The following is a 19,715-nucleotide window of genomic DNA, read 5'->3' on the forward strand; positions in this document are numbered from 1 at the left end:
CCCTTGGTACCGTTCAGCACTTTTATTTCACCCATACACGTCCTAGTTCTGCAATATGAATGAAAACGCATCAAAATCGCGAATACTGTCGACAGCGCGCGCCCTGTTCTTTGTCAAAGGCTTTGAAAAAGTCACGACGGACCTTTTGGCGCGCGAGGCTTCTGTGTCCAAGGCGACGATTTACCGCCATTTCGACAATATGTCGGAGATCCTGCAAAATGTGCTCGAGGCCGAGGCAGAGGTTTTTCGCGCCGAGGTGTTGGGAGATATCTCAGACCATCCCGATTTGCGCACCGCGCTGATGTCGTTCGGGCGGAAATTTCTGAGCTTTCTGGGGGAGCAGGACTCGGTCGAATTTACCTGTCTGATCCACGAGGTCGCTCGCGATTACCCGCAGATCGGGCGCACCTTCTATACCGCCGCCTTCGAGGCGGTGTGCGCCGCCGTTTGCGGTCTGCTGGTGCAAGGGCAGGAAAACGGCGACCTGCGCGACGATTTCGACCCGCGTGATGTGGCCGAAGACCTTATTTCATTGCTCAAGGGCTTTGGCATGGTCCGTGCGCAACTGGGGCTGACGACGCTCCCCTACAAGGATGTCGACCAGCATGTCACCCGTGCGGTCGATACCATTCTGGTCGCTTATCGGGCTTCAGACGGGGTCGGGTCGGCGTAATTCGCCACATGCATGATCGCGGCCTGGGTATTGTCGCCGCTGATGTTCAGCTTGGGGCCCAAGGGCAGGGCGCTCATCCCCAGACGGTTCATCCAGCGTTGGAACACGGCAGGCACGATCCCGATCACATGGGTCGCCCCTTGTTCGGTCGCGGCACGCGCCATGCCCCGGATCAGCTTGGTCTGGATCGCCAGCCGCCGGTGCGCGGGCTCGTTTCTTGACAAAAACAGCCGCGTGGCCTCCCAGACATGGGGCATCACCGGCGCGTCTTCGTAAAGCACATATTCAGGGATATCCGGCAACATACCGCGCTGCGCGTCTTTCAGCATATAGGTATAACAGCCGCATTGCGCCGTGGTCGGCAGCAACCGTACGCCCGCCAGCACCCGACCGTATTCATGGATCACGACAGACCGGCTTTGGGGGGTGTCGTACTGGTCAAACTCCATCCCTTCGGTATGGGGCAGATCCCATTCCTTTTGGTCGATAAAAACTGATTTGCGTGCTTTCAGAAAATCTGAATAGAGTTGGCCATACCGATATTGGTTGCCGATATGCACCACTGTCTCTTCCAGCCGTGTCGCGTATGAAGGGACATCACTTTCAACGGGTCGTGTCTGAAGAGCGGCCTGAACCGAAGGCTCCAACTGGATCGTCTCTGCACGCTGGTGCGATTTTGCGTTCTGGATACCCATTGTTCTCTGCCTAAAGCTCCGCTCAAGTAACGAAAAAGTTAACAAAATGCATACAGCCACGGTTCTGCCATGATCGCAACAAATTTTCCACCAATAGTTGAGGTGTATCGTAGTGAAATATCAGCAGATTCGTTTGGCGCTCAATTCCGCGCCAGGCTGACGGAGGAAGCGCAACATGGAAGCAATTGACAATGTTAATTTGCCTCAGGCCCGCCCGGTTCTAAGCCGGCTGCGGGATTATGCGCTTGTGGGCAGTCGTGCGTTTGGCCAGCGGGCGATCATCTATACCGCAGCTATTGCTTTGGCAGGCTATTACTATGAACTGAGGGTCGCGCTGTTTTTCTTTTTCGCGATCGCCTTATGCGAAATCTATGACATCGTCGTGCTGCGCTACATCCTGCGCAACACCCGGTCCAAGACCCTGAAGATCCGCAAATCGCTGTTCCACATCTACATGACCACGGCGCTCAGTGCGACGACGATTGCGCTTTTCTGCATCTCGATCGCGATCCAGCAGGGCGTGGGAAACAGCCACTTTCTGCCGCTTTTCCTGTTGATTTCCGCCTCTATCTTCGCGGCGATGAACAACCACCAGTTTTTGTATGTGCTGGGGTTTCGGCTGGCGATCTACATCGGGGCGATCCTCTATATCCCGATCCGCGATGTCGTCGTGGCGCGCCCGTCGCTGGATTCTGAAATCTGGCTGAACCTCTTTACCGCGCTGTTTGTTCTGGGCTTCGTGTTCGAACTCGCCCGGACCTTCATCAAGGGGTATTCCGCGCTGATGAAGAACCGCCTCGCGCTTCAGACCGAGAACAAGAATGCCCTCGCCGCAAGCGAGGCCAAGACCCGTTTCCTGTCCACCGTCAGCCACGAATTGCGCACGCCGCTCACGTCGATCCGCGGTGCGCTTGACCTGATCAACGCAGGGTCAGCGGGCGAGGTGCCGGACAAAATGTCGCGGCTGCTCGATATCGCGACGCGCAACTCGAACCGTCTGGGGGACCTGGTCGGGGATTTGCTGCTTTTGCAATCAGCGGATGTGGGGAAATTCTCGCTTGATCTGGGTAACGTGGATCTGGCCGAGGTCGTGAGCACGGCCGCCCATTCGTTCCAGCCCTATGCCAGCCGCTTTGGCGTCGCGGTAGAGATCAACGTTGCCGCAGACCAGCCCATCGTGCGCGGCGACAAGAAACGGCTCGATCAGGTGATCGTGAACCTGCTGTCCAATGCCGCCAAATTCTCCGAGGCGGGGGGCACTATCCGTGTGGGCCTCAAACGCGAGGACGAGAACCTCGTGATTTCGGTCGCGGATCAGGGCATCGGGATTCCCGAAGGCAGTGAAAGCGTCATCTTCGAGGAATTCGGTCAGATCGATTCAAGCGATCAGCGCAAGTTTCAGGGCACGGGCCTTGGCCTGTCTATCTCGAAACGTATCGTCGATGCCCACGGCGGCAGCATCGCCTATAAAAGCAAGCTCGGCGTGGGCACCACCTTCTGTGTTGTGCTCAAGGCAGCGGATGCGGCCAAGGCGGTTAAGCCCGAAAGCTATTCCACCGCCGCCTGATCTACCGGCACGGCCCGCAACATCAGCGGGCCATCGGGCCGCATGGTAAAGGTCAGGTTCGGCGGCGCGACAGGGTGGTCCGTCAGTTCAAAAGACGCCCGCCGTAGCGCCGAGGCCAGCAGCACCATAATCTCTGTCTCGGCATATTGCGCCCCGATGCAGATGCGCGGCCCGTCCCCAAAGGGAATATACTGTCCGCGCGGGTACTTACGGTCCAGAAACCGGTCATGCTGGTACAGCGCCGCGTTGTCCCACAGCAGCTCGTTCCGGTGCAGCGCATAGACCGGGAACATGATCACGTCGCCCTTCTTGAACGTCACATCCTTGATCGTTACCTCATCCGTCGCATCACGGGCGAACAAGGCACCTGCGGGGTACATCCGCAGGGTTTCCCGCACATGTGCGTGCAGCTTGGGCATTTTGGGCAGATCGTGAAAGCCGATGGGCCCGTCACCGCAGGCCTCCATCACCTCGGCGCGCAGATCGGTCTGTACATCGGGGTGCATCGCCAGCAGATAGAGCCCCCAAGCGATTGTATTGGCCGAGGTTTCATAGCCCGCCGCGACAAAGGTCAGCAGGTTATCGACCGTCGTTTCGACATCTTCCTTATCCGTCTCAAGCGCCTCGATCAGCAGGTCAAGAAAATCGACCGCCTCTGCATGGCGCTGCGCGCGGCGGTTGGCGATCACGTCATGGGTCAACTGCCGCAGATCACGGATCGCTTTCTTGCTGCGCAGCCATTTCAGACGGGGCACCCACTTCGGCAGCCCCATCAGATCGAACAGCGACATATAGCTGATATAGTCGGTGAACCGTCGCATCCCCTGACGGACATCCTGCTTGGACACAGCCTCGTTCCCCGAGAACATCACCCGCGAGATATTGGTGAGCGTCGCCTCTTGCGCCGCATCCGATACATCGACCTCGCCCGCCGTGCGCGCAAAGAAATCCGCCAGCTCGTCGCCGGTCTGGGCAAAATGTCGGGTCAGCACGGGCAGGTTGCGCGCGGCAAAAAGCGGGGCATAGCGATGCCGTTGCATGCGCCATTTCTCGCCTTCCGACAGGATCATGCCGTTGCCGACAACGGGGCCGATGACGTTATGTGTAAACTCCGCCTTGGGAAAGCGACGCCCGACACCGGCCAGCAGTTCGGTCACCATATCGGGGTCACAGACATAATGGATCTTGGCCGGCCCTTTCAGATAGCTTTGCGTGCGCGTCGCATCGGGGATCACCGAAAAGATGTTCTTTCCCGCTTTTTTGGCAAAGTCGATCAACCCGACATCGGCCTTGGCCAGATCCGCCTCGACAGGGATCGGGTGCGCCGGTGTCGCCCCATCGGGCGCAGGCATATTCTGTGTATTCATTGTCGTCTCCTTGCCGGCCCACGGGTGGCGTTTATCACACCGGTGTTTCTAGCAGGGAAACAATGATTAATTCTATCTAAAGTTACGCGCCAACGCGAAACGTCAGGTCGCAGAGGTCTTGATGCTGTGGCTGCGTAAATGTGCGGCAGCGTCGGCACGGGTCATTTTGCCTTGGGCCAGTTCCACCATCATATCGGCGTGTTCCTGATCCACAGCGGCCTGCAGCTCGTATCCGTTCTGGTCCAGAAAATCGCTGGCGACAAAGAAGGCCGTGCGCTTGTTACCATCGACAAAAGCGTGGTTGCGGGCGATGGCTTCGGCATAGCAGGCGGCCAGTTCAAAAACCGACGTTTCGCCAAAGGCATATAGGTTCATCGGGCGGGCCAGTGCGGATTCCAGTAAGTCACCATCGCGCAACCCGCGCGCGCCGCCCGCCAGTTCCAGAACGCAATCATGCATGTATTCAACAAGTTCGCGGGTAACCCAGCGGGGCTCCGTCATCGTTTGGCGAGTTCCAGTATCGTGCTGCGATGCCGTTCAAGCCCGCGCGCCACGCGGTCTTTATCCTGCGCGGTCACCCCTTCGGTCAGGGCGGTCAGGCGACGGTATTCATCCGCTGACAACAGCACCAGACGGTCACGTTGATGGCTGGTGATGATGACAGGCTCGCTCATCGCCGCATCGCTGAATGCGCCGATGTTGTTCTTGAATTCGGTGGCGGTGACACGTGTCATGGGGCTCTCCTGTAGCGTCACCGCACAATATAGGCAAAATGGACATTTTGTCCATATAGGCCGTGGTCACAGTTTTGGCTGGACCGTTAAGGCAAGACCAGTTCTTCCCCGTTCTGCCAGCTTTGCGCCAGCGCCTTTGCCTCACCCTTTTGCTGGGGTGCCAACTGCTGGCCCATTTGCATCAAACGTTTTTCGGGCGCGTCCAGCGCGCCGTCGCGGTCATAGGCCATCGCGGTATCCTGCAACGCCCATGCGGTCACGGCGTCCGGTGTGACGCTGATCCCTTCGGCATAGAAATGCGCGAGCTTGGCAAGGGATCGGGGCTCTCCGCGTTCGGCGGCGGCACGGTACCAGCGCGCGGCCTCTGCCGGATCGGCGGGGCGGCCCTGACCGTTTTCATACAGCAATCCGACGTTCAGATAGGCAACGGGTTCGCCGTATTCCGCAGCTTGCTGATACCAGACCATCGCCTCGTCAAAGTCCTGCTGCACACCGCGCCCAAGCGCATAGTGCTTACCCATGTTGACCTGCGCAGCGGGGACGCCATTGCGCGCTGCCTCATAGTACCAGCCGACGGCTTTCTCGTCATCTTGCGAGGTGCCAAGCCCCTCGGCATAGAGGTTGCCCAGATTGATCTGCGCGGGGGCATAGCCCTGTTCTGCCGCGAGCCGATACCATTCAAGCGCTTGGCCGTGGTCCTGCTTTACCCCGACGCCGTGGTTGGCCATCCAGCCCAGCGAATATTGCGCGTCGGCCAGACCCTGTTCCGCCGAGGCACGCAAAAGCTGCTGTGCTTCTTCGGGGGCTGCCTCGCCGCCGCGACCTTCCAGCACCAGGATGCCCAAGCGGTATTGGCCCATAGCATTGCCTTGCTCTGCCGCTTTACGATACCAGGCGCGGGCCTCTGCATCGCTTTGCGCTGTGCCTTCGCCCAGTTCATGCATGTTGCCCAGACTGAACTGCGCCTTGTCAAACCCTTGGGCCGCAGCGCGGGTGAAATAATCGAACGCGGTTTTCGCGTCGGGGTCGACGCCCTGACCAAAGCGGTAGGACACGCCCAGAGAGTTCAACCCGCAGGGGTTGTTCTGCTCGGCAGACTTCTTGGCCCATGCGACGGAATCATCAAAGCTTTGCGGCACACCATCGCCGCCGCGATAGTACAGGCGGCCAACCTGACATTGCGCCTCGGCGTCGCCCTGTTCGGCCAGCGGCAGCAGCAGTTCCAGCGCGTGGGTATAATCGCCTTGCTCGAACGCGGCCATGCCGTCCTGTACGGTCTGGGCCTGCGCGGCCACGGGCATCACCGCGGCCAGTACAGTACGGCCAAACCAGCTTCGTTTTGATTTATCTGCCATCGAAAGGGTCCTTCTTGTCGGGTGGGCAGCCTGCTGCCTTTTCGCGTTTTCGTAACGCGTTTCCCCTATCGATGCACGCCGCCACCCCGCCAAATCTCGGCGGAAAATTGCGTGCTTCTGCTGTGGCTTAGGCCGTGGTGCACCGACCGGCAAAGACCCGCGCGCGGGCGCGGGGGTGATCGGCAAAAAGGATACCCATGGGTAACTTTAGGCAGGCGCCGCAGCGGCCCGACGCGACGCGCGCTGCGAGACGAAGGCGCAGACCAGAAGTTGCGAGATATGGTAGATCATCAGCGGCAAAACGATGGCACCGACCAGATCAGGCGCAAAAAGCGCCGTGGCAATGGGCAACCCGCTGGCAAGGCTTTTGGTGGACCCGCAGTAGAACAGCACCGCGCGATCCGCGTCGGGCATCCCCGCAGCCTTGCCAAGGGCGATCATCGACCACATGCCCACGGCCAGAAACAGCCAGACCACGGCGAAAAGCAGCATCAGCGTGGTGACGGGGATCGCAGACCAAAGGCCCGAGACTGTGCCCGCGCTGAAAGCAGAGTAGATGATCAGCATGATCGACCCGCGGTCCACGATCATGGTCAGCAGCTTGTGGCGTTGCACAAACCCGCCCACCAGCGGCCGCATCACCTGCCCGACGATGAAAGGCAGCAAGATCTGCACGCCGATTTTGCCGATGGCATCCAGACTGACGCCGCCGTCGCCCTGATGCAGCAGCAAGGTCACCAGCACCGGCGTCAGAATGACCCCGATGAGGTTGGAGACGGACGCCGCGCAGATCGCCGCAGGCACATTGCCGCCCGCAATCGAGGTGAAGGCGATAGAGGATTGCACGGTCGAGGGCAGCACCGACAAAAACAGCAGCCCCATGGTCACCGTCGCCCCGAGGATCGGGCTGCACAGCGTCGCCAGAACCAGGCCAATCAGCGGAAACAGCACATAGGTCGCGCCAAAGGTCATCCCCTGCAGGCGCCAATTTGTGATGCCAGCCTTGACCGCGCTTGGGTCCAGCTTGGCCCCATAAAGAAAGAACAGCAGCGAGACGGCCCAGAAGGTCACCCCGCGCAGGCCCTCGGCGGCGATACCTGTGGCAGGAAGCACAATGCCCGCGATCACGGTGGCCAGCAGCAAGATCATATAGGCGTCGATGCCGATGCGTTTGATATAGTTCATGGGAATGCCTGCGTTGTCGAAAGATCGATATAGGGGCGCTGCCGGCCCGTAAAGGGCGAGCGGGGGCGTGACACCCCGCTCGCCCCTGTGGCGCGGGATCAGAAGCCTGCGGCTTGCCCGTCTTTGCGCGGATCAGATCCCGCGGCGTAGCCGCCTGCCGCATTGCGTTGCACCAGTTGCGCGCCGCCGAAGCCAAAGGCGTTGTCCGGTGCCTCGATCTGGATCGCATGGCCAAGCGCCTTGAGCCCGTCGAGCAGATCGGCAGGCATCGACGGTTCGCAGGCGACGGCCAACCCCTCGATCGCGCGCCAGCGGGGGGCATCGGCCGCGGTCTGGGGGTCTTGGTCCCACAGCTGCGTGCGCAGCAAAAGCTGCATATGGCCCTGTGCCTGAATCGGCCCCCCCATCATGCCAAAGGCCATCAGCGGCGCGCCGTTCTTCATGGCGAAGCCCGGAATGATCGTGTGAAAGGGGCGTTTGCCCGGCGCGACCTGATTGGGGTGGCCGTCCTGCGTCGTGAAGCCAAAGCCGCGGTTCTGCATGGACACACCCGTGCCCGGCACCACCACGCCAGAGCCGAAGCCCGCGTAGTTCGACTGGATAAAGCTGACCATCATGCCCGAGGCATCACCGACGTTCAGCAGCACGGTGCCGCCCTGTTTCGGGGCCCCTGCGCCAAAGTTCTGCGCCTTGTTGGCATCAATCAATGCGGCACGGGATCTAAGGTAATCGGGGTCAAGCAGGGCCGCTTCGTCCACGTCGGTCATGTGATCGCGATCGGCGACATAGGCGTGCAGATCGGCATAGGCGAGCTTGATCGCCTCGATCTGCAAATGCACGGCAGCCAGATCGTCGGGGCCGTGGTCGCGGATGTCGGTGTGCTGCAACATGCCAAGCGCCATCAGCGCGGCGATGCCCTGACCGTTTGGCGGGATCTCGTGCAATTCCACGTCGTCAAATCTTTGGCTGATGGTGCCGCACCAGTCGTTGTGATGCGCAGCCAGATCGTCGGCTGTCATCGCGCCGCCATTGGCCTTGGCGAAGGCCGCGATCTCTTGCGCGATCTCGCCTTCATAGAAGGCGCGACCCTTGGTTTCGGCGATGGCGCGCAGGGTGCGTGCGGCGCCGGGGTTGCGGAAGCGTTCGCCGGGTTTGGGCGCGCGCCCCTCGGGCATGAAAGTCTCGGCAAAGCCGGGCTGGTCCTTGAGCACCGCGGCCCCTTTGGCCCATGCCGTGCCCACGACAGGCGACACGATAAAGCCGTCTTCGGCATAGCGGATCGCGGGGGCCAGCACGGTCGACAGGCCGAGGCTGCCGAATTTTTCAGACAGTTCGACCCAGGCGCTGACGGCACCGGGGACGGTCACGGCGTCCCAGCCATGTTCGGGGATGCCGTCCTTGAAATACTCGGGCGTCCAGGCGGCGGGCGCGCGGCCCGAGGCGTTCAGCCCGTGCAGTTGCTTGCCGTCCCACAGGATGCAGAACGCATCAGAGCCAAGGCCGCAGCCCGTGGGCTCGACGATTGTTAGCACAGCCGCCGTGGCGATGGCCGCATCCACAGCGTTGCCGCCTTGTTGCAGGATGGACAGACCGGCTTGGGTCGCCAGCGGTTGCGAGGTGGCGACGACATTCTCGGCCAGGATGGGCGAGCGGCGCGACGGGTAGACGGGATCATGACGTAGGCGCATGGGATGGCCTTTCTGTAGATGTACGGTTTTTGAGGTGACTGCGGATGGCCCAGACAATGGACACGAAAGCCGCAATCAGGAAAATCAGGCTGATGGGGCGGGTGAAGAACAGCGTCGGGTCTTCGTCCGTCATCAGCGCGCGCCGCAGGTTGGTTTCGGCGATCGGGCCCAGAATGACCCCCAGCACCAAAGGTGCCAGCGCATAGCCAAGGGCGCGCAACGTGTAGCCGGTGATGCCGATAAAGATCAGCAGGTAAAGGTCGGTCACGCGGTTGTTCAGCGCAAAGGTGCCCACGACGCAGCAGGTCATCACCACCGGCACGATCAGCCATTTGGGCACTTCGGTCACCCGCAGGAACAGCCGCATAGAACAGATCGACACGATCAACATCATGAAGGACGCGACCACCATTGCGATGAACATGCCATAGACAAGGTCACCGTGATCCATGATCAGCCGTGGCCCGACCGAGATGCCATGCACCATCAGCGACGCCATGAGGATCGCATCGACAGCCGATCCGGGGATGCCCAGACCGATAAGCGGGATCAGCCCGCCGCCCGCGGTGGCGGAGTTGCCCGCCTCGGAGGCGACGATGCCGTCGGGTTCACCGGTGCCGAATTTGTCACTATTCTTGGACCCGCGCTTGGCCTGGTCATAGGCGACGAGGTTGGCGATGGACCCGCCCGCACCGGGCAGGGCGCCGATCAGCACGCCGACGATGGACGACCGCAGCAGGTTGACGGGACGCATCAACACTTCCTTCATCACGGTCCATGTCTGGAAATCGATGGCCCCAGTGACCAGCGCATTGCCCGACCGCACGCTGTCGGCATTCTCTACCTCTGACACAAGCTGGGAAATGGCGAAGATCCCGATCAGCACGACCAGAAACGGCAGGCCGGCCTGCAGCATCTCTATGCCGAAATCAAAGCGCGGGCGGCCCATGATCGGGTCCGTCCCCACGGTAGAGATTGCAAGCCCGATCAGCCCCGCCAGAATGCCGCGCATGGCAGAGGTGCCGACAAGGCTGGCGACGATTGTCAGGGCAAAGACGATGAGCGAAAAATACTCCCACGGGCCGAGGCGCACGGCGAAAAGCGCGAGCGGCGGTGCGGCGAAGATCAGCACGATGGTCGAGATGACGGTGCCAAAGAAGGACGCCCAGACCCCGATGGACAGCGCGCGCCCCGGTTCGCCGTTGCGCGCCATGGGGAAGGCGTCAAAGGTGGTGGCGACCGACGATGGCGTGCCGGGAATGCCCAGCAATGCCGCCGAGATCAGCCCGCCAGTATAGCCGCCCACATAGACCGACAGCATCACGGCGATGCCTTGCAAAGGCTCCATCGTGAAGGTCAGCGGCAGGGTCAGCACAATCGCCATGGTGACGGTGAAACCGGGGATCGCCGCCGCAACGATGCCCGCGACGGACCCCGCCAGCATATAGGCGAGTGTCGCCAGCGTGAAAATCTGCGCGGCCCCTGTCATGAAATCAGTCATTCAAAGCACTCCGCGCGGCAGGAAGACGGTGAACACTTCGGCAAAAAGCCAGTTCAGCCCGAAGGAGAAAACCACAGCCACCACAGCGGCGAGGGCGATTGACTTGGGCGTGCGTGGCATCAGGATCACCTGAAGCACGAAAAGGAAGATCAGGCTGGCGATTGAAAACCCCAGCACCGGAATGACCAGCAGATAGGCGGTGAGCGCGCCAAGGCAGACAAACACCAGATAGCAGCGTTTGGCCCATGCTACGGCCTGTGCTGCGAAATCACCGTAAGCGTGGCGGGGGATCTGGCGCAGCGCGTCGATGATCGCGATGGCTGATACGATCGCCATCGCGCCAAAGATGATCTTGGGGAAAGCCCCGGCACCAAGCTTTTCAAAACGCGAGGTCGCAATGCCGCTGGCCGAGATGAACAATGCGATCGAGGCCAGCAGGAGGAAGACATAGCTCAGAAGGCGGGCAACCAAGCCCGCCTCCTGTGCCTTCATGGGGTCGTGCCCGTTCATGGGGCCAGAACCGACGACAGCGATTTCACTGTCTCGTCCAGTTTGCTCAGATAGGCGCGGTAGTCTTCCTGACCGCGGAACCCGACATCGGCACCCGCGTTGTTGGTCTGCTCGATATAGGTGGGGTCTTGGGCCATCTCTTGCAGCGCGGCTTCAAGCGTGTCGCGGACCTCTTGCGGGGCCCCTTTGGGCATCACGATGCCGCGGGTCACGTTCAGCTCAAGATCCTGACCCAGCTCTTTGAAAGTCGGCACATCGGGGGCGGCGTCCACCCGGTCGGTCGCGCCGACGGCAAGGAAGGTCAGATCGCCGTTGTCGACGAATTGTTTGGAGGAGCTGATGTCGCCGATCGCCACATCAAGGTTGCCGCCGACCAGCGCGCGCACGCGTTCGCCCGTGCCCTCATAGCCGACGTATTTGAATTCAAGCCCGAAGGCCTGTTCGATCATCGCGGCGTGCAGATGCGGGACGCCGGCCAATGTGACGCCCATGGAGATCTCGCCGGGATGTGCCTTGGCGTAGGTCACGAATTCTTCGAAATTGCTGTAGTTGTCGGATTTGCCCGCCACCAGATACTGGGGCGATGCTGTCATCAGTGCGATCGGGTCAAAGTCATCCCATGCCAGATCGGTGATGCCGGTTTCGGTGGCGACCAGCAGACCTTCGTGCACCTGGCTGATGGTATAGCCATCCGCGGCGCGGCGCGAGGCCTCGCGCAGGCCCACGGTGCCGCCGACGCCGGGCATGTTGATCACGGGCATTTCCACGCCAAGGAAGGGCTGCACATTGTTGGCCACAAGACGCATCAGCGTGTCAGAGCCGCCACCGGGTGACCAGGGCACGATGAACTCTACCGCGCGTTCGGGGTAGGTGTCGGCTGTGGCGGGGGCTGCAATCAGGCTGGCAGCGGTGAAAAGGGCGGCAAGGCCCGAACGAAACGTCATAGGAGGACTCCCTGTGAGAGAAGCAGCGGTTTATCCGCCACGGGTTTGGTGTCAGTTTCGTGAATAACACAAGAATAACCATATCAAAGCGTGTAATTCTTGCCATTACATTTAGTATATCTTATCTTGAGGTATGGATACACGTCAGCTTGAGACTTTATTGGCCATTAGCCAGCACGGCGGCTTTGCCGCGGCGGCGCAGGCCGTAAACCTGACCGCCTCTGCCGTCAGCCAGCAGATCGCGGCGCTAGAGGCAGAGATCGGCACGCAGTTGTTCGACCGCACCCGCCGCCCGCCCGCCTTGACCACCAAAGGTGCAGAAATGGTCCGCTCGGCCCAGTCGATCCTGCAGATCGTGTCGGACACGAAAGCCTCCGTCGCGGGGGAGCAGATGCGCGGCACCGTGGCGCTCGGGTCGTTGCGGACCGGGGCAAATTCACTGATGCCGCAGGCGCTTGCGACGCTGCGCGCCAGCTTTCCCTACCTGAACTTTCGGCTGCGCGTCGGTGTGTCCGAGGAGCTGATGAGCGAGGTCGTCTCGGGCCAGCTGGATGCGGCGGTTGTGGCGGATCACGTGGCGGTACCCAGCAGTCTGCGCTGGACCCCTGTGCTGACCGAACCGCTGATCGTTCTCACACCGCCCGGCACGGGGACGATCACGCTGGATGATCTGATCCGCGACGTGCCCTATATCCGCTATCGCACGCAGGTGCCGCTGGCGCGTCAGATCGACACCGAAATCGCCCGCCTTGGCGCCGCGCCGCGCCAGATCGTATCGGTGAATACGATGCCTGCCGTGGTGGGCTGTGTGCGCGCGGGTCTGGGCTTTGCCATTATCCCGCAGATCGCGCTGCACGATGCTGAGACGGCCTCGCTTGACTGGTTCCCTTTCGGGGCGCCGCCGATCCATCGCCGTCTGGGGCTGGTGCAGCGGGTCACCTCGCGCCGCGCCGAGGTGCTGGCGGCTTTGGTCACCGCGCTGATCCAGCAGGGGCTGTCGGCAGAGGTCTACGACTAAGCCCGCGCGCGCCAGCCCTTACGCCAGATCGCAAGGCCGATCACCGTGCCATAGACCACCATCGCGCCGCCGATGGCGATGAAGATGCCGCGCAGGCCCAAGCCGCCGGTTTGCATCAGGATCAACGCGCCGATCAGCGCCACCGCCATCCGGCTGAGGCTGCTGATCACCGGCCAGACCATATGCCCCGCCCCCTGCGACGCGAAATAGAGCGCGAGACCGAGGGCGAAGAAGGCGTAGAACGGTGCCACGAGGCGGAAATAGCTGCGCCCTGCGTCCAGCGCGCCGGTGTTGGACGGGTCAAGGAACATGCCAAGCCAAAGGTCGGGAAACACGGCGAGCAGCAGCCCGATACCGCCGACGATCACCGCCGCCGCGCAAGACCCGGTCCAGGCCACGCGCAGGGCGCGGTCCACCTGACCGGCACCCATATTCGCCCCGACCATCGCCGTCATCGCGGCACCGATGCCAAAGATCACGGGGATCATCAGAAATTCGAGCCGCGCGCCAAGGCCGTAACCGGCCAGCGCCTCTTCGCCGAACCGGCCCACGAGCCCTGTCATCATGATGATGGTGATCGTGGTCAGCAGGGTATTCACCGCCGCCAGCGCCCCGACGCTGAGGATATCGCGGAACATGCTGATATCGATCCGGCCCAAGGCACCGCCAAAGCTAAGCCCCGTGCGCCCCGACAGGATATGCGCCATCGCCAGCACAGCCCCGATCGCAAAGGCGAGCACGACTCCGATGGGCAGCCCCGCCATGCCAAGTGCGGGCAGCGGGCCCCACCCCAGGGCGAAGCCGCCCGACAAGGGGATCGAGATGATAGACACCAGCAGCAAGAGCACGGCCGGGGTCTGCATATCGCCCGTGCCACGAATAATGCTGAGCGACGCGTTGCACAGCCAGATCGCCATGCAGCCGGGAAAGAAGACCAGCGCATAGGTCGCGGCGGCAGAAACGGCATCGGCACCGCCCCCCAGCAGGGTAAAAAACGCCACGCCAAACAGCCCGACCAGAATGGCCATGATCACGGCAAAGGCACCTGCGATCATCCACGCGACCACCGCCAATGTGGCCGCCCGCGCGCTATCTTGCGCGCCAAGTGCGCGCGCCACCGCGGCCGAGATCGCCCCGCCGATGGCCCCCGCCGACAGCATTTGCGTCAGCATGACCAGCGGGAACACCAGCGCCAGACCGGCCAGCGCTGTCACCCCAAGGAGGCTGGCGAAATACGCCTCGGATATGCTTTGCACGGTTTGTACGAACATCGCCAGGACATTGGGCGCGGCAAGCTTGGCCAGCGTCGGCGCGATTGGTGCCTCTAGCAGGGCGCGGGTCCGGGTGGCGCGAGCCTGCGTCGCGGCGGCGGAAAGGGCAGGGGCGGCGTTGGGGGTGACGCGGGCCATCAGCTGGCCTTGCCGAGCTGCGATGTGGCGACCTGATGTGGCATGGTTTCCCCCGTTCGAATGCTTGGAGTGGCGAGCTTTCGCCTCTCGGTTCCTTTTTGGAATGCACTACGGGTAAGTTCTCTTTCGGAACCTGTCAATGCCTGCTAGGATCAAGGCATGAAATGGAACGAGCTACAGAATGAATCCTGCCCCGTGGCGCGGGGGCTGTCCGTGGTGGGCGACCGCTGGACCATGCTGGTGCTGCGCGATTGCTTTCTGGGCATTCGCCGGTTCGAGCAGATGCAGGACCGGCTGGGGATCACGCGGCATGTGCTGGCGGACCGGTTGCGCAAGCTGGAGGGGGCCGGCGTGCTGCGCCGCGAGGCCTATCAGGAGCGCCCCCTGCGCCACGAATATCGGCTGACCGAACGGGGCAAGGCGCTGTATCCGATGCTGGTGTCGCTGATCGACTGGGCCAACGCCCATGTCCCGATTGAAGGCAGCCCGTCGGTCACGTTGGTCTCGCGCAGTGCGGGCACGCCGATCGCGCCCATGCTGGTGGACCGTGTCACCGGAGAGGAGATTACCCACCGCAGCGTCAGCGCCATCTCGAACGCCGGTGCGAAAAAAGCATAGCGGCTTTCCGCCGCCCACCGGGTAAAAAACTTCGAAACCTTCCAGCGCAGGACCGATTGACAGGAAGGGGCGGGTGCATCAACTGTCTCCCATGGCTTTTGAGCGCACCATATCTTTCTGGCTGAACGCAGTGGCATGTCTTGCCTTTGCTGCGGCGCTGGTGCTGTTTCCGCCGTCCGCGTCCCACGCGGCGTCGGGGATGCATGACGGGCATTATGCCAACGTTATGGATGATGTGGCCGATATAAACGCGCAAGACGCCCTGCATGATCATAGCACTATGGATCGTGACGCTGTCGACAATCACAGTGACAAAGCCCCTTCGAACACACCTGACGACAGTGCAGGCAATTGCTGTAACGGGATGTGCCTGTCCGTCGTGCTGATGGACCACGCGCATCCGCAAGACGATGCCGTCACTGCGGGCACCTACAAGATCGGCCATGCGCAGGCGCGTTCGCTTGAGGCGCATGGCTTTCTGCGTCCTCCCCAATCCTGATCTGATTTAGACCCGCTTTGGGGTCTTTGCGTCGCGCCAGCGTTTCTGGCGCGATCCCTAGAAGATCAATCAGGTACATCACATGAAATTCCATTTCGTTTTGGGGGCTTGCACCCTGACCCTTGGCGCCTGCACGCAGGATGTCAGACCCTTGCCCTACACGCCGACACCGCTGCCTGCCGTAGCCACGCAAGAAGCCACGCTCAGCACGACCGTCGTCTCTCCCATCAGCCACCCGAACCCGCTGGCCGGATATACGTATCGTGGGCCCACAGGACCGCGTGACTGGCGCACCGTGAACCAAGAACAATCGGAGGGGAACTGATGCACGTCCGTAAACTGCCGCTGATCATCGGCTTTCCCCTTGTGCTCGGGGCCTGCGCCACGGCGATCCCAAGCGCTTATACCGACCCCAAAGCCGGTTTTGCCAATGTCGCCAGCCAGATCACGCCCGCGCTTGGTAAACGCACCGTCTTTGCCGAGACCCAAGCAGAAAACGAAGCGGTGAAACGCGAAGTGCGCGCGATGGTGCAGGGCAAGACAATCTCGGCCGATACGGCGGTTCAGGTCGCCTTGCTCAACAACAAGGGGCTTCAGGCGTCCTATGCGAATGTCGGATTGTCCGCCGCCGAAGCATGGCAGCAATCGACGCCGGAAAACCCGATCGTGTCCATCGGCGTGCTGGGGATCGGGGCACCCGAGCTGGGTGCCTACCGTGCGATCGAAGGGTTGATCCGCGCCAATCTTCTGGATGCCACCACGCGTAAACAACGCCGCGCAATCGCTGACGCGAGCTTTCGTCAAGCGCAGCTGACGGCGGTGAACGATACGCTGACATTGGCCAACCAGACCCGTCAGGCCTGGGTCAATGCCGTGTCCGCCTTTGAGGTGGTGGGGTATTTGAAACGCGCCAAGGCGACCTCGGACGCCGGATCGGAGCTGGCCCGTAAGCTGGGGGAAACCGGCGCGCTCAATAAAGCCGCCCAAGCCCGCGAGCAGGCGTTCGACGCGGAGCTTGCCGGACAGCTTGCCAAGGCACGGCTGGACGCGACCACCGCGAAGGAAGAGCTGACGCGCCTCATGGGGCTTTGGGGGGCTGACGTGAACTACTATGTGCCTGATGCCTTGCCGGGGCTGCCGCGGTCCGTGGGCGGCGTTGCCAATGTCGAAGCCAAGGCGCTGCGCAACCGTGTCGATCTGCGCGTCGCAAAGCTGGGTCTTGAAGCGCAGGCAAAAGCCTTTGGCCTGACGGATCAGACCCGCATCGTTAGCGATCTTGAGATCGTCGCAGGGGCCGAGCTTGAGCGTGAAGCCGAGGGGGACGATATCGAGAAAGAGATCACACCTCAGGTAGAGCTGGAATTCGCGATCCCGATCTATGACAGCGGCAAGGCGCGGATGCGCAAGGCAGAGCTGTCGTATCTGAAGGCGGCGAATGTGCTGGCGGAACGGGCGGTCAATGTACGTTCAGAAGCGCGGGGGGCCGAACGGGCCTACCATGCCTCTTACAAGATCGCGCGCCACTACCGCGATGTTCTTGTTCCGCTACGCAAGACCGTCGAGAACGAAGCCCTGCTGTCTTACAACGGCATGATCACCAACACCTTCGAACTGCTGACCGATGTGCGTGAAAAGCTCGGTGCCGAGCTGGAAGCCGCGGATGCGAAGCGGGCGTTCTTTATGGCGCAGGCGGATCTGACCGCGGCCATCTACGGCGGCGGTTCAGGCAGCGGCGGAGGAGCCTCCGAAGGCGCCACGTTGGCCGCTGGTGGCGGCGCAGGACACTGAAAGGAAACAATATGATGAACAGACGTCAACTACTCGGTGCCGGCGCGGCGGGGGCGACACTTGTGTCCTCTCAGGCGTGGGGCAAAACTCTGAACATGGGGCTGCCGGAAGTTGCGCATATGGACAGCGCCGCGACTGCGGTCACGGCGCGCCCCTCGACGGGGGTGGATTACACGCCCGTGGTCACGCTGAACGGCTGGACGCTGCCCTACCGCATGAACAACGGCGTCAAGGAATTCCACCTAGTCGCGGAGCCCGTAGAACGCGAACTGGCCGATGGCATGATCGCGCATCTGTGGGGGTATAACGGCCAGTCCACCGGCCCCACGATCGAAGCGGTCGAAGGCGACCGTGTGCGGATTTATGTCACCAACAAGCTGCCAGAAAACACATCCGTCCACTGGCACGGGCTGATCCTGCCCTCGGGCATGGATGGCGTGGTCGGGCTGAGCCATCCGGGGATCAAACCGGGCAAGACCTTTGTCTACGAGTTCGACCTGACCAAATCCGGCACCTTCATGTACCACCCCCATGCGGATGAGATGGTCCAGATGGCGATGGGGATGATGGGCATGTTTGTCGTCCACCCCAAAGACCCGACGTTCATGCCGGTGGACCGTGATTTCCTGATCATGCTCAACGCGTTCGACATTGACCCCGGTACCTATGTGCCGCGCGTCATGACGATGAACGACTTTAACCTATGGACATGGAACAGCCGGATTTTCCCCGATATTGATCCGCTGGTCGTGAACAAGGGCGACAGGGTACGGGTGCGCGTCGGCAACCTGACGATGACAAACCACCCGATCCACATGCACGGCTATGATTTCAAGGTCACCTGCACCGACGGCGGCTGGGTGCCGGAAAGCGCGCAATGGCCCGAGGTCAGCATCGACATTCCTGTCGGCGCGATGCGCGCCTATGAGTTCACGGCGGACCACCTGGGCGATTGGGCGATCCACTGCCACAAGTCGCACCACACGATGAATGCCATGGGCCACGACGTGCCGACCTTTATCGGTGTCGATAAATCCCAGCTTACCCCCAAGATGCGCAGCTTCAAGCCGGGCTACATGCCGATGGGTACGGCGGGCATGGGGGACATGGGCAAGATGTCGATGGAACTGCCCGAGAACACGATCCCCATGATGAACGGCTGGGGTAAACACGGGCCGATCGAAATGGGCGGCATGTTCTCTGTTGTAAAGGTACGCGACGGCATTGCGCCGGACGATTATTCCGACCCCGGATGGTACGATAACCCCCCCGGCGAGGAAGCCTATGAGTGGACCGGAGAACTACCGGAATTCGCCACGAACAACAGCCCCAAAACCATCCTGACCCCGAAACCAACGCAAAAGGGATAACCCGTTTTGCATCCACATAACACTTTGAAAACCATACAGGAAAACATAATGAAAAACCTTCTGATGACCACCGCCTTCGCCATTGCTTTGACCGGCCCTGCCTTTGCGGCGGGTTCCCACTCTGGCGGGCATGATGACGACCACGCCGACAAGCATGCCGAAATGATGGCAGTGGGCAAACCCGGTACGGCGGCTGACGTCACCCGCACCATTGCCGTCACCATGCGCGAGACCGACGACGGCGATATGATCTTTGAACCCGACAGTTTCGCGTTCGAGCAGGGGGAAACCATCCGCTTTGAGGTCACCAACAAGGGCGAGCTTGAGCATGAGTTCGTGATCGATAACGCTGAAGGCAACGCCAAGCACAAGGAAATGATGGCGAAGATGGATATGGAACATGACGACCCCAATTCGGTCCGTCTTGAGGGCGGCCAATCGGGCGAGGTGATCTGGACCTTTGCCAATGCCGGCACGTTTGAATTCGCTTGCCTGATCCCCGGTCACTATGAATCCGGCATGTACGGCCCCATCGAAGTCAGCGCCAAAGCCGAGGCAGAAACCGAAGCGGCAGAGGTCGTCTATACCAAGGGCACCGTCAAGAAAGTTGACACCAAAGGCGGGAAGGTCACCATCGATCACGGACCATTGGTCAACCTTGATATGCCCGCGATGACCATGGTGTTTCGCGCCGATGAAACCATGATCGGCAAGCTCTCTGCAGGTCAGAGCATCGAATTCGTCGCAGAGCCCGTCAAAGGCAAGCTGACCGTCGTCGAGTTGAAGTAATCCAC

Annotated in this window: 20 protein-coding genes; 9 read left to right on the forward strand and 11 right to left on the reverse strand. The window is 61.4% G+C overall.

All coding sequences use genetic code 11. The annotated features are described in order from the left end of the window. Nucleotides 1-55 precede the first annotated feature (55 nt). Nucleotides 56-673 (forward strand): TetR/AcrR family transcriptional regulator, encoded by a 618-nt coding sequence (locus ABM428_RS15415; RefSeq protein WP_353628390.1) that lies wholly within the window; start codon nt 56-58, stop codon nt 671-673. Here the strand turns inward: ABM428_RS15415 and ABM428_RS15420 are convergent. Then, on the reverse strand, nt 640-1,368 hold the full coding sequence (locus tag ABM428_RS15420) for an acyl-homoserine-lactone synthase (RefSeq protein ID WP_340238651.1): 729 nt from the start codon (nt 1,366-1,368) through the stop codon (nt 640-642). The two genes, ABM428_RS15415 and ABM428_RS15420, sit on opposite strands and share 34 nt — an antisense overlap. A 175-nt stretch (nt 1,369-1,543) precedes the next feature. Between ABM428_RS15420 and ABM428_RS15425 the strand changes: the two genes are divergently transcribed. Further along, the gene (locus ABM428_RS15425; RefSeq protein ID WP_353628391.1) at nt 1,544-2,935 is read left to right on the forward strand and encodes a HAMP domain-containing sensor histidine kinase; all 1,392 of its coding nucleotides are present in this window, start codon (nt 1,544-1,546) and stop codon (nt 2,933-2,935) included. Here the strand turns inward: ABM428_RS15425 and ABM428_RS15430 are convergent. The 9 genes from ABM428_RS15430 to ABM428_RS15470 form a co-directional block, all read right to left on the reverse strand. After that, nucleotides 2,917-4,302 carry a cytochrome P450 gene (locus ABM428_RS15430; protein ID WP_353628392.1) on the reverse strand — a complete coding sequence of 462 codons (1,386 nt, stop codon included), beginning with the start codon at nt 4,300-4,302 and terminating at the stop codon, nt 2,917-2,919. The genes ABM428_RS15425 and ABM428_RS15430 overlap by 19 nt on opposite strands. Before the next feature lie 102 nt (nt 4,303-4,404). Next, nucleotides 4,405-4,803 (reverse strand): type II toxin-antitoxin system death-on-curing family toxin, encoded by a 399-nt coding sequence (locus ABM428_RS15435; RefSeq protein WP_353628393.1) that lies wholly within the window; start codon nt 4,801-4,803, stop codon nt 4,405-4,407. Beyond that, nucleotides 4,800-5,036, reverse strand: a complete 237-nt coding sequence (locus ABM428_RS15440) for a type II toxin-antitoxin system Phd/YefM family antitoxin (RefSeq protein ID WP_005848692.1) — start codon at nt 5,034-5,036, stop codon at nt 4,800-4,802. The genes ABM428_RS15435 and ABM428_RS15440 overlap by 4 nt, the downstream gene beginning before the upstream one ends. 86 nt (nt 5,037-5,122) lie before the next feature. Then, nucleotides 5,123-6,391, reverse strand: a complete 1,269-nt coding sequence (locus ABM428_RS15445) for a tetratricopeptide repeat protein (RefSeq protein ID WP_353628394.1) — start codon at nt 6,389-6,391, stop codon at nt 5,123-5,125. Between the two features lie 207 nt (nt 6,392-6,598). Next, a complete protein-coding gene (locus tag ABM428_RS15450) occupies nt 6,599-7,576 on the reverse strand; it encodes a bile acid:sodium symporter family protein (RefSeq protein WP_353628395.1) in 978 nt (325 codons plus the stop codon). A gap of 98 nt (nt 7,577-7,674) precedes the next feature. Continuing rightward, nucleotides 7,675-9,264: a gamma-glutamyltransferase family protein gene (locus ABM428_RS15455; RefSeq protein ID WP_353628396.1), complete on the reverse strand. Its 1,590-nt coding sequence runs from the start codon at nt 9,262-9,264 to the stop codon at nt 7,675-7,677. After that, nucleotides 9,248-10,765 carry a tripartite tricarboxylate transporter permease gene (locus tag ABM428_RS15460; protein WP_064215692.1) on the reverse strand — a complete coding sequence of 506 codons (1,518 nt, stop codon included), beginning with the start codon at nt 10,763-10,765 and terminating at the stop codon, nt 9,248-9,250. The genes ABM428_RS15455 and ABM428_RS15460 overlap by 17 nt, the downstream gene beginning before the upstream one ends. Next, nucleotides 10,766-11,236, reverse strand: a complete 471-nt coding sequence (locus ABM428_RS15465; RefSeq protein ID WP_240790874.1) for a tripartite tricarboxylate transporter TctB family protein — start codon at nt 11,234-11,236, stop codon at nt 10,766-10,768. Between the two features lie 35 nt (nt 11,237-11,271). Next, nucleotides 11,272-12,219, reverse strand: a complete 948-nt coding sequence (locus ABM428_RS15470; protein ID WP_005848679.1) for a tripartite tricarboxylate transporter substrate binding protein — start codon at nt 12,217-12,219, stop codon at nt 11,272-11,274. Between the two features lie 133 nt (nt 12,220-12,352). Here ABM428_RS15470 and ABM428_RS15475 point away from each other — a divergent pair, with 133 nt between their 5' ends. Then, a complete protein-coding gene (locus tag ABM428_RS15475; RefSeq protein ID WP_132998061.1) occupies nt 12,353-13,237 on the forward strand; it encodes a LysR family transcriptional regulator in 885 nt (294 codons plus the stop codon). Here the strand turns inward: ABM428_RS15475 and ABM428_RS15480 are convergent. Further along, a complete protein-coding gene (locus ABM428_RS15480) occupies nt 13,234-14,646 on the reverse strand; it encodes an MATE family efflux transporter (RefSeq protein ID WP_353628397.1) in 1,413 nt (470 codons plus the stop codon). The two genes, ABM428_RS15475 and ABM428_RS15480, sit on opposite strands and share 4 nt — an antisense overlap. Before the next feature lie 159 nt (nt 14,647-14,805). Here ABM428_RS15480 and ABM428_RS15485 point away from each other — a divergent pair, with 159 nt between their 5' ends. The 6 genes from ABM428_RS15485 (at nt 14,806) to ABM428_RS15510 (ending at nt 19,710) form a co-directional block, all read left to right on the forward strand. Beyond that, entirely contained in the window at nt 14,806-15,264 is a 459-nt protein-coding gene (locus ABM428_RS15485) for a helix-turn-helix domain-containing protein (RefSeq protein ID WP_037941432.1), read from the forward strand. A gap of 91 nt (nt 15,265-15,355) precedes the next feature. Continuing rightward, nucleotides 15,356-15,763, forward strand: coding sequence for a hypothetical protein (locus ABM428_RS15490; RefSeq protein WP_353628398.1), 408 nt, complete (start codon nt 15,356-15,358; stop codon nt 15,761-15,763). Between the two features lie 82 nt (nt 15,764-15,845). After that, nucleotides 15,846-16,088 carry a hypothetical protein gene (locus ABM428_RS15495; RefSeq protein WP_064215685.1) on the forward strand — a complete coding sequence of 81 codons (243 nt, stop codon included), beginning with the start codon at nt 15,846-15,848 and terminating at the stop codon, nt 16,086-16,088. Continuing rightward, nucleotides 16,088-17,551 carry a TolC family protein gene (locus ABM428_RS15500; RefSeq protein ID WP_353628399.1) on the forward strand — a complete coding sequence of 488 codons (1,464 nt, stop codon included), beginning with the start codon at nt 16,088-16,090 and terminating at the stop codon, nt 17,549-17,551. The genes ABM428_RS15495 and ABM428_RS15500 overlap by 1 nt, the downstream gene beginning before the upstream one ends. Before the next feature lie 11 nt (nt 17,552-17,562). Beyond that, nucleotides 17,563-18,921 (forward strand): copper oxidase, encoded by a 1,359-nt coding sequence (locus ABM428_RS15505; RefSeq protein ID WP_353628400.1) that lies wholly within the window; start codon nt 17,563-17,565, stop codon nt 18,919-18,921. 48 nt (nt 18,922-18,969) lie between these two features. Beyond that, a complete protein-coding gene (locus tag ABM428_RS15510; RefSeq protein ID WP_353628401.1) occupies nt 18,970-19,710 on the forward strand; it encodes a copper-binding protein in 741 nt (246 codons plus the stop codon). Nucleotides 19,711-19,715: the final 5 nt, after the last annotated feature.

The sequence above is a fragment of the Sulfitobacter sp. TCYB15 genome, assembly GCF_040435955.1.
Taxonomy (GTDB): Bacteria; Pseudomonadota; Alphaproteobacteria; order Rhodobacterales; family Rhodobacteraceae; genus Sulfitobacter; species Sulfitobacter pontiacus.

What these genes read in the sequence shown, in the direction of transcription:
- ABM428_RS15415 (WP_353628390.1), top strand. Translation starts at nt 56, where the DNA reads ATGAATGAAAACGCATCAAAATCGCGAATACTGTCGACAGCGCGCGCC.
- ABM428_RS15420 (WP_340238651.1), bottom strand. Translation starts at nt 1,368, where the DNA reads ATGGGTATCCAGAACGCAAAATCGCACCAGCGTGCAGAGACGATCCAG.
- ABM428_RS15425 (WP_353628391.1), top strand. Translation starts at nt 1,544, where the DNA reads ATGGAAGCAATTGACAATGTTAATTTGCCTCAGGCCCGCCCGGTTCTA.
- ABM428_RS15430 (WP_353628392.1), bottom strand. Translation starts at nt 4,302, where the DNA reads ATGAATACACAGAATATGCCTGCGCCCGATGGGGCGACACCGGCGCAC.
- ABM428_RS15435 (WP_353628393.1), bottom strand. Translation starts at nt 4,803, where the DNA reads ATGACGGAGCCCCGCTGGGTTACCCGCGAACTTGTTGAATACATGCAT.
- ABM428_RS15440 (WP_005848692.1), bottom strand. Translation starts at nt 5,036, where the DNA reads ATGACACGTGTCACCGCCACCGAATTCAAGAACAACATCGGCGCATTC.
- ABM428_RS15445 (WP_353628394.1), bottom strand. Translation starts at nt 6,391, where the DNA reads ATGGCAGATAAATCAAAACGAAGCTGGTTTGGCCGTACTGTACTGGCC.
- ABM428_RS15450 (WP_353628395.1), bottom strand. Translation starts at nt 7,576, where the DNA reads ATGAACTATATCAAACGCATCGGCATCGACGCCTATATGATCTTGCTG.
- ABM428_RS15455 (WP_353628396.1), bottom strand. Translation starts at nt 9,264, where the DNA reads ATGCGCCTACGTCATGATCCCGTCTACCCGTCGCGCCGCTCGCCCATC.
- ABM428_RS15460 (WP_064215692.1), bottom strand. Translation starts at nt 10,765, where the DNA reads ATGACTGATTTCATGACAGGGGCCGCGCAGATTTTCACGCTGGCGACA.
- ABM428_RS15470 (WP_005848679.1), bottom strand. Translation starts at nt 12,219, where the DNA reads ATGACGTTTCGTTCGGGCCTTGCCGCCCTTTTCACCGCTGCCAGCCTG.
- ABM428_RS15475 (WP_132998061.1), top strand. Translation starts at nt 12,353, where the DNA reads ATGGATACACGTCAGCTTGAGACTTTATTGGCCATTAGCCAGCACGGC.
- ABM428_RS15480 (WP_353628397.1), bottom strand. Translation starts at nt 14,646, where the DNA reads ATGGCCCGCGTCACCCCCAACGCCGCCCCTGCCCTTTCCGCCGCCGCG.
- ABM428_RS15485 (WP_037941432.1), top strand. Translation starts at nt 14,806, where the DNA reads ATGAAATGGAACGAGCTACAGAATGAATCCTGCCCCGTGGCGCGGGGG.
- ABM428_RS15490 (WP_353628398.1), top strand. Translation starts at nt 15,356, where the DNA reads ATGGCTTTTGAGCGCACCATATCTTTCTGGCTGAACGCAGTGGCATGT.
- ABM428_RS15495 (WP_064215685.1), top strand. Translation starts at nt 15,846, where the DNA reads ATGAAATTCCATTTCGTTTTGGGGGCTTGCACCCTGACCCTTGGCGCC.
- ABM428_RS15500 (WP_353628399.1), top strand. Translation starts at nt 16,088, where the DNA reads ATGCACGTCCGTAAACTGCCGCTGATCATCGGCTTTCCCCTTGTGCTC.
- ABM428_RS15505 (WP_353628400.1), top strand. Translation starts at nt 17,563, where the DNA reads ATGATGAACAGACGTCAACTACTCGGTGCCGGCGCGGCGGGGGCGACA.
- ABM428_RS15510 (WP_353628401.1), top strand. Translation starts at nt 18,970, where the DNA reads ATGAAAAACCTTCTGATGACCACCGCCTTCGCCATTGCTTTGACCGGC.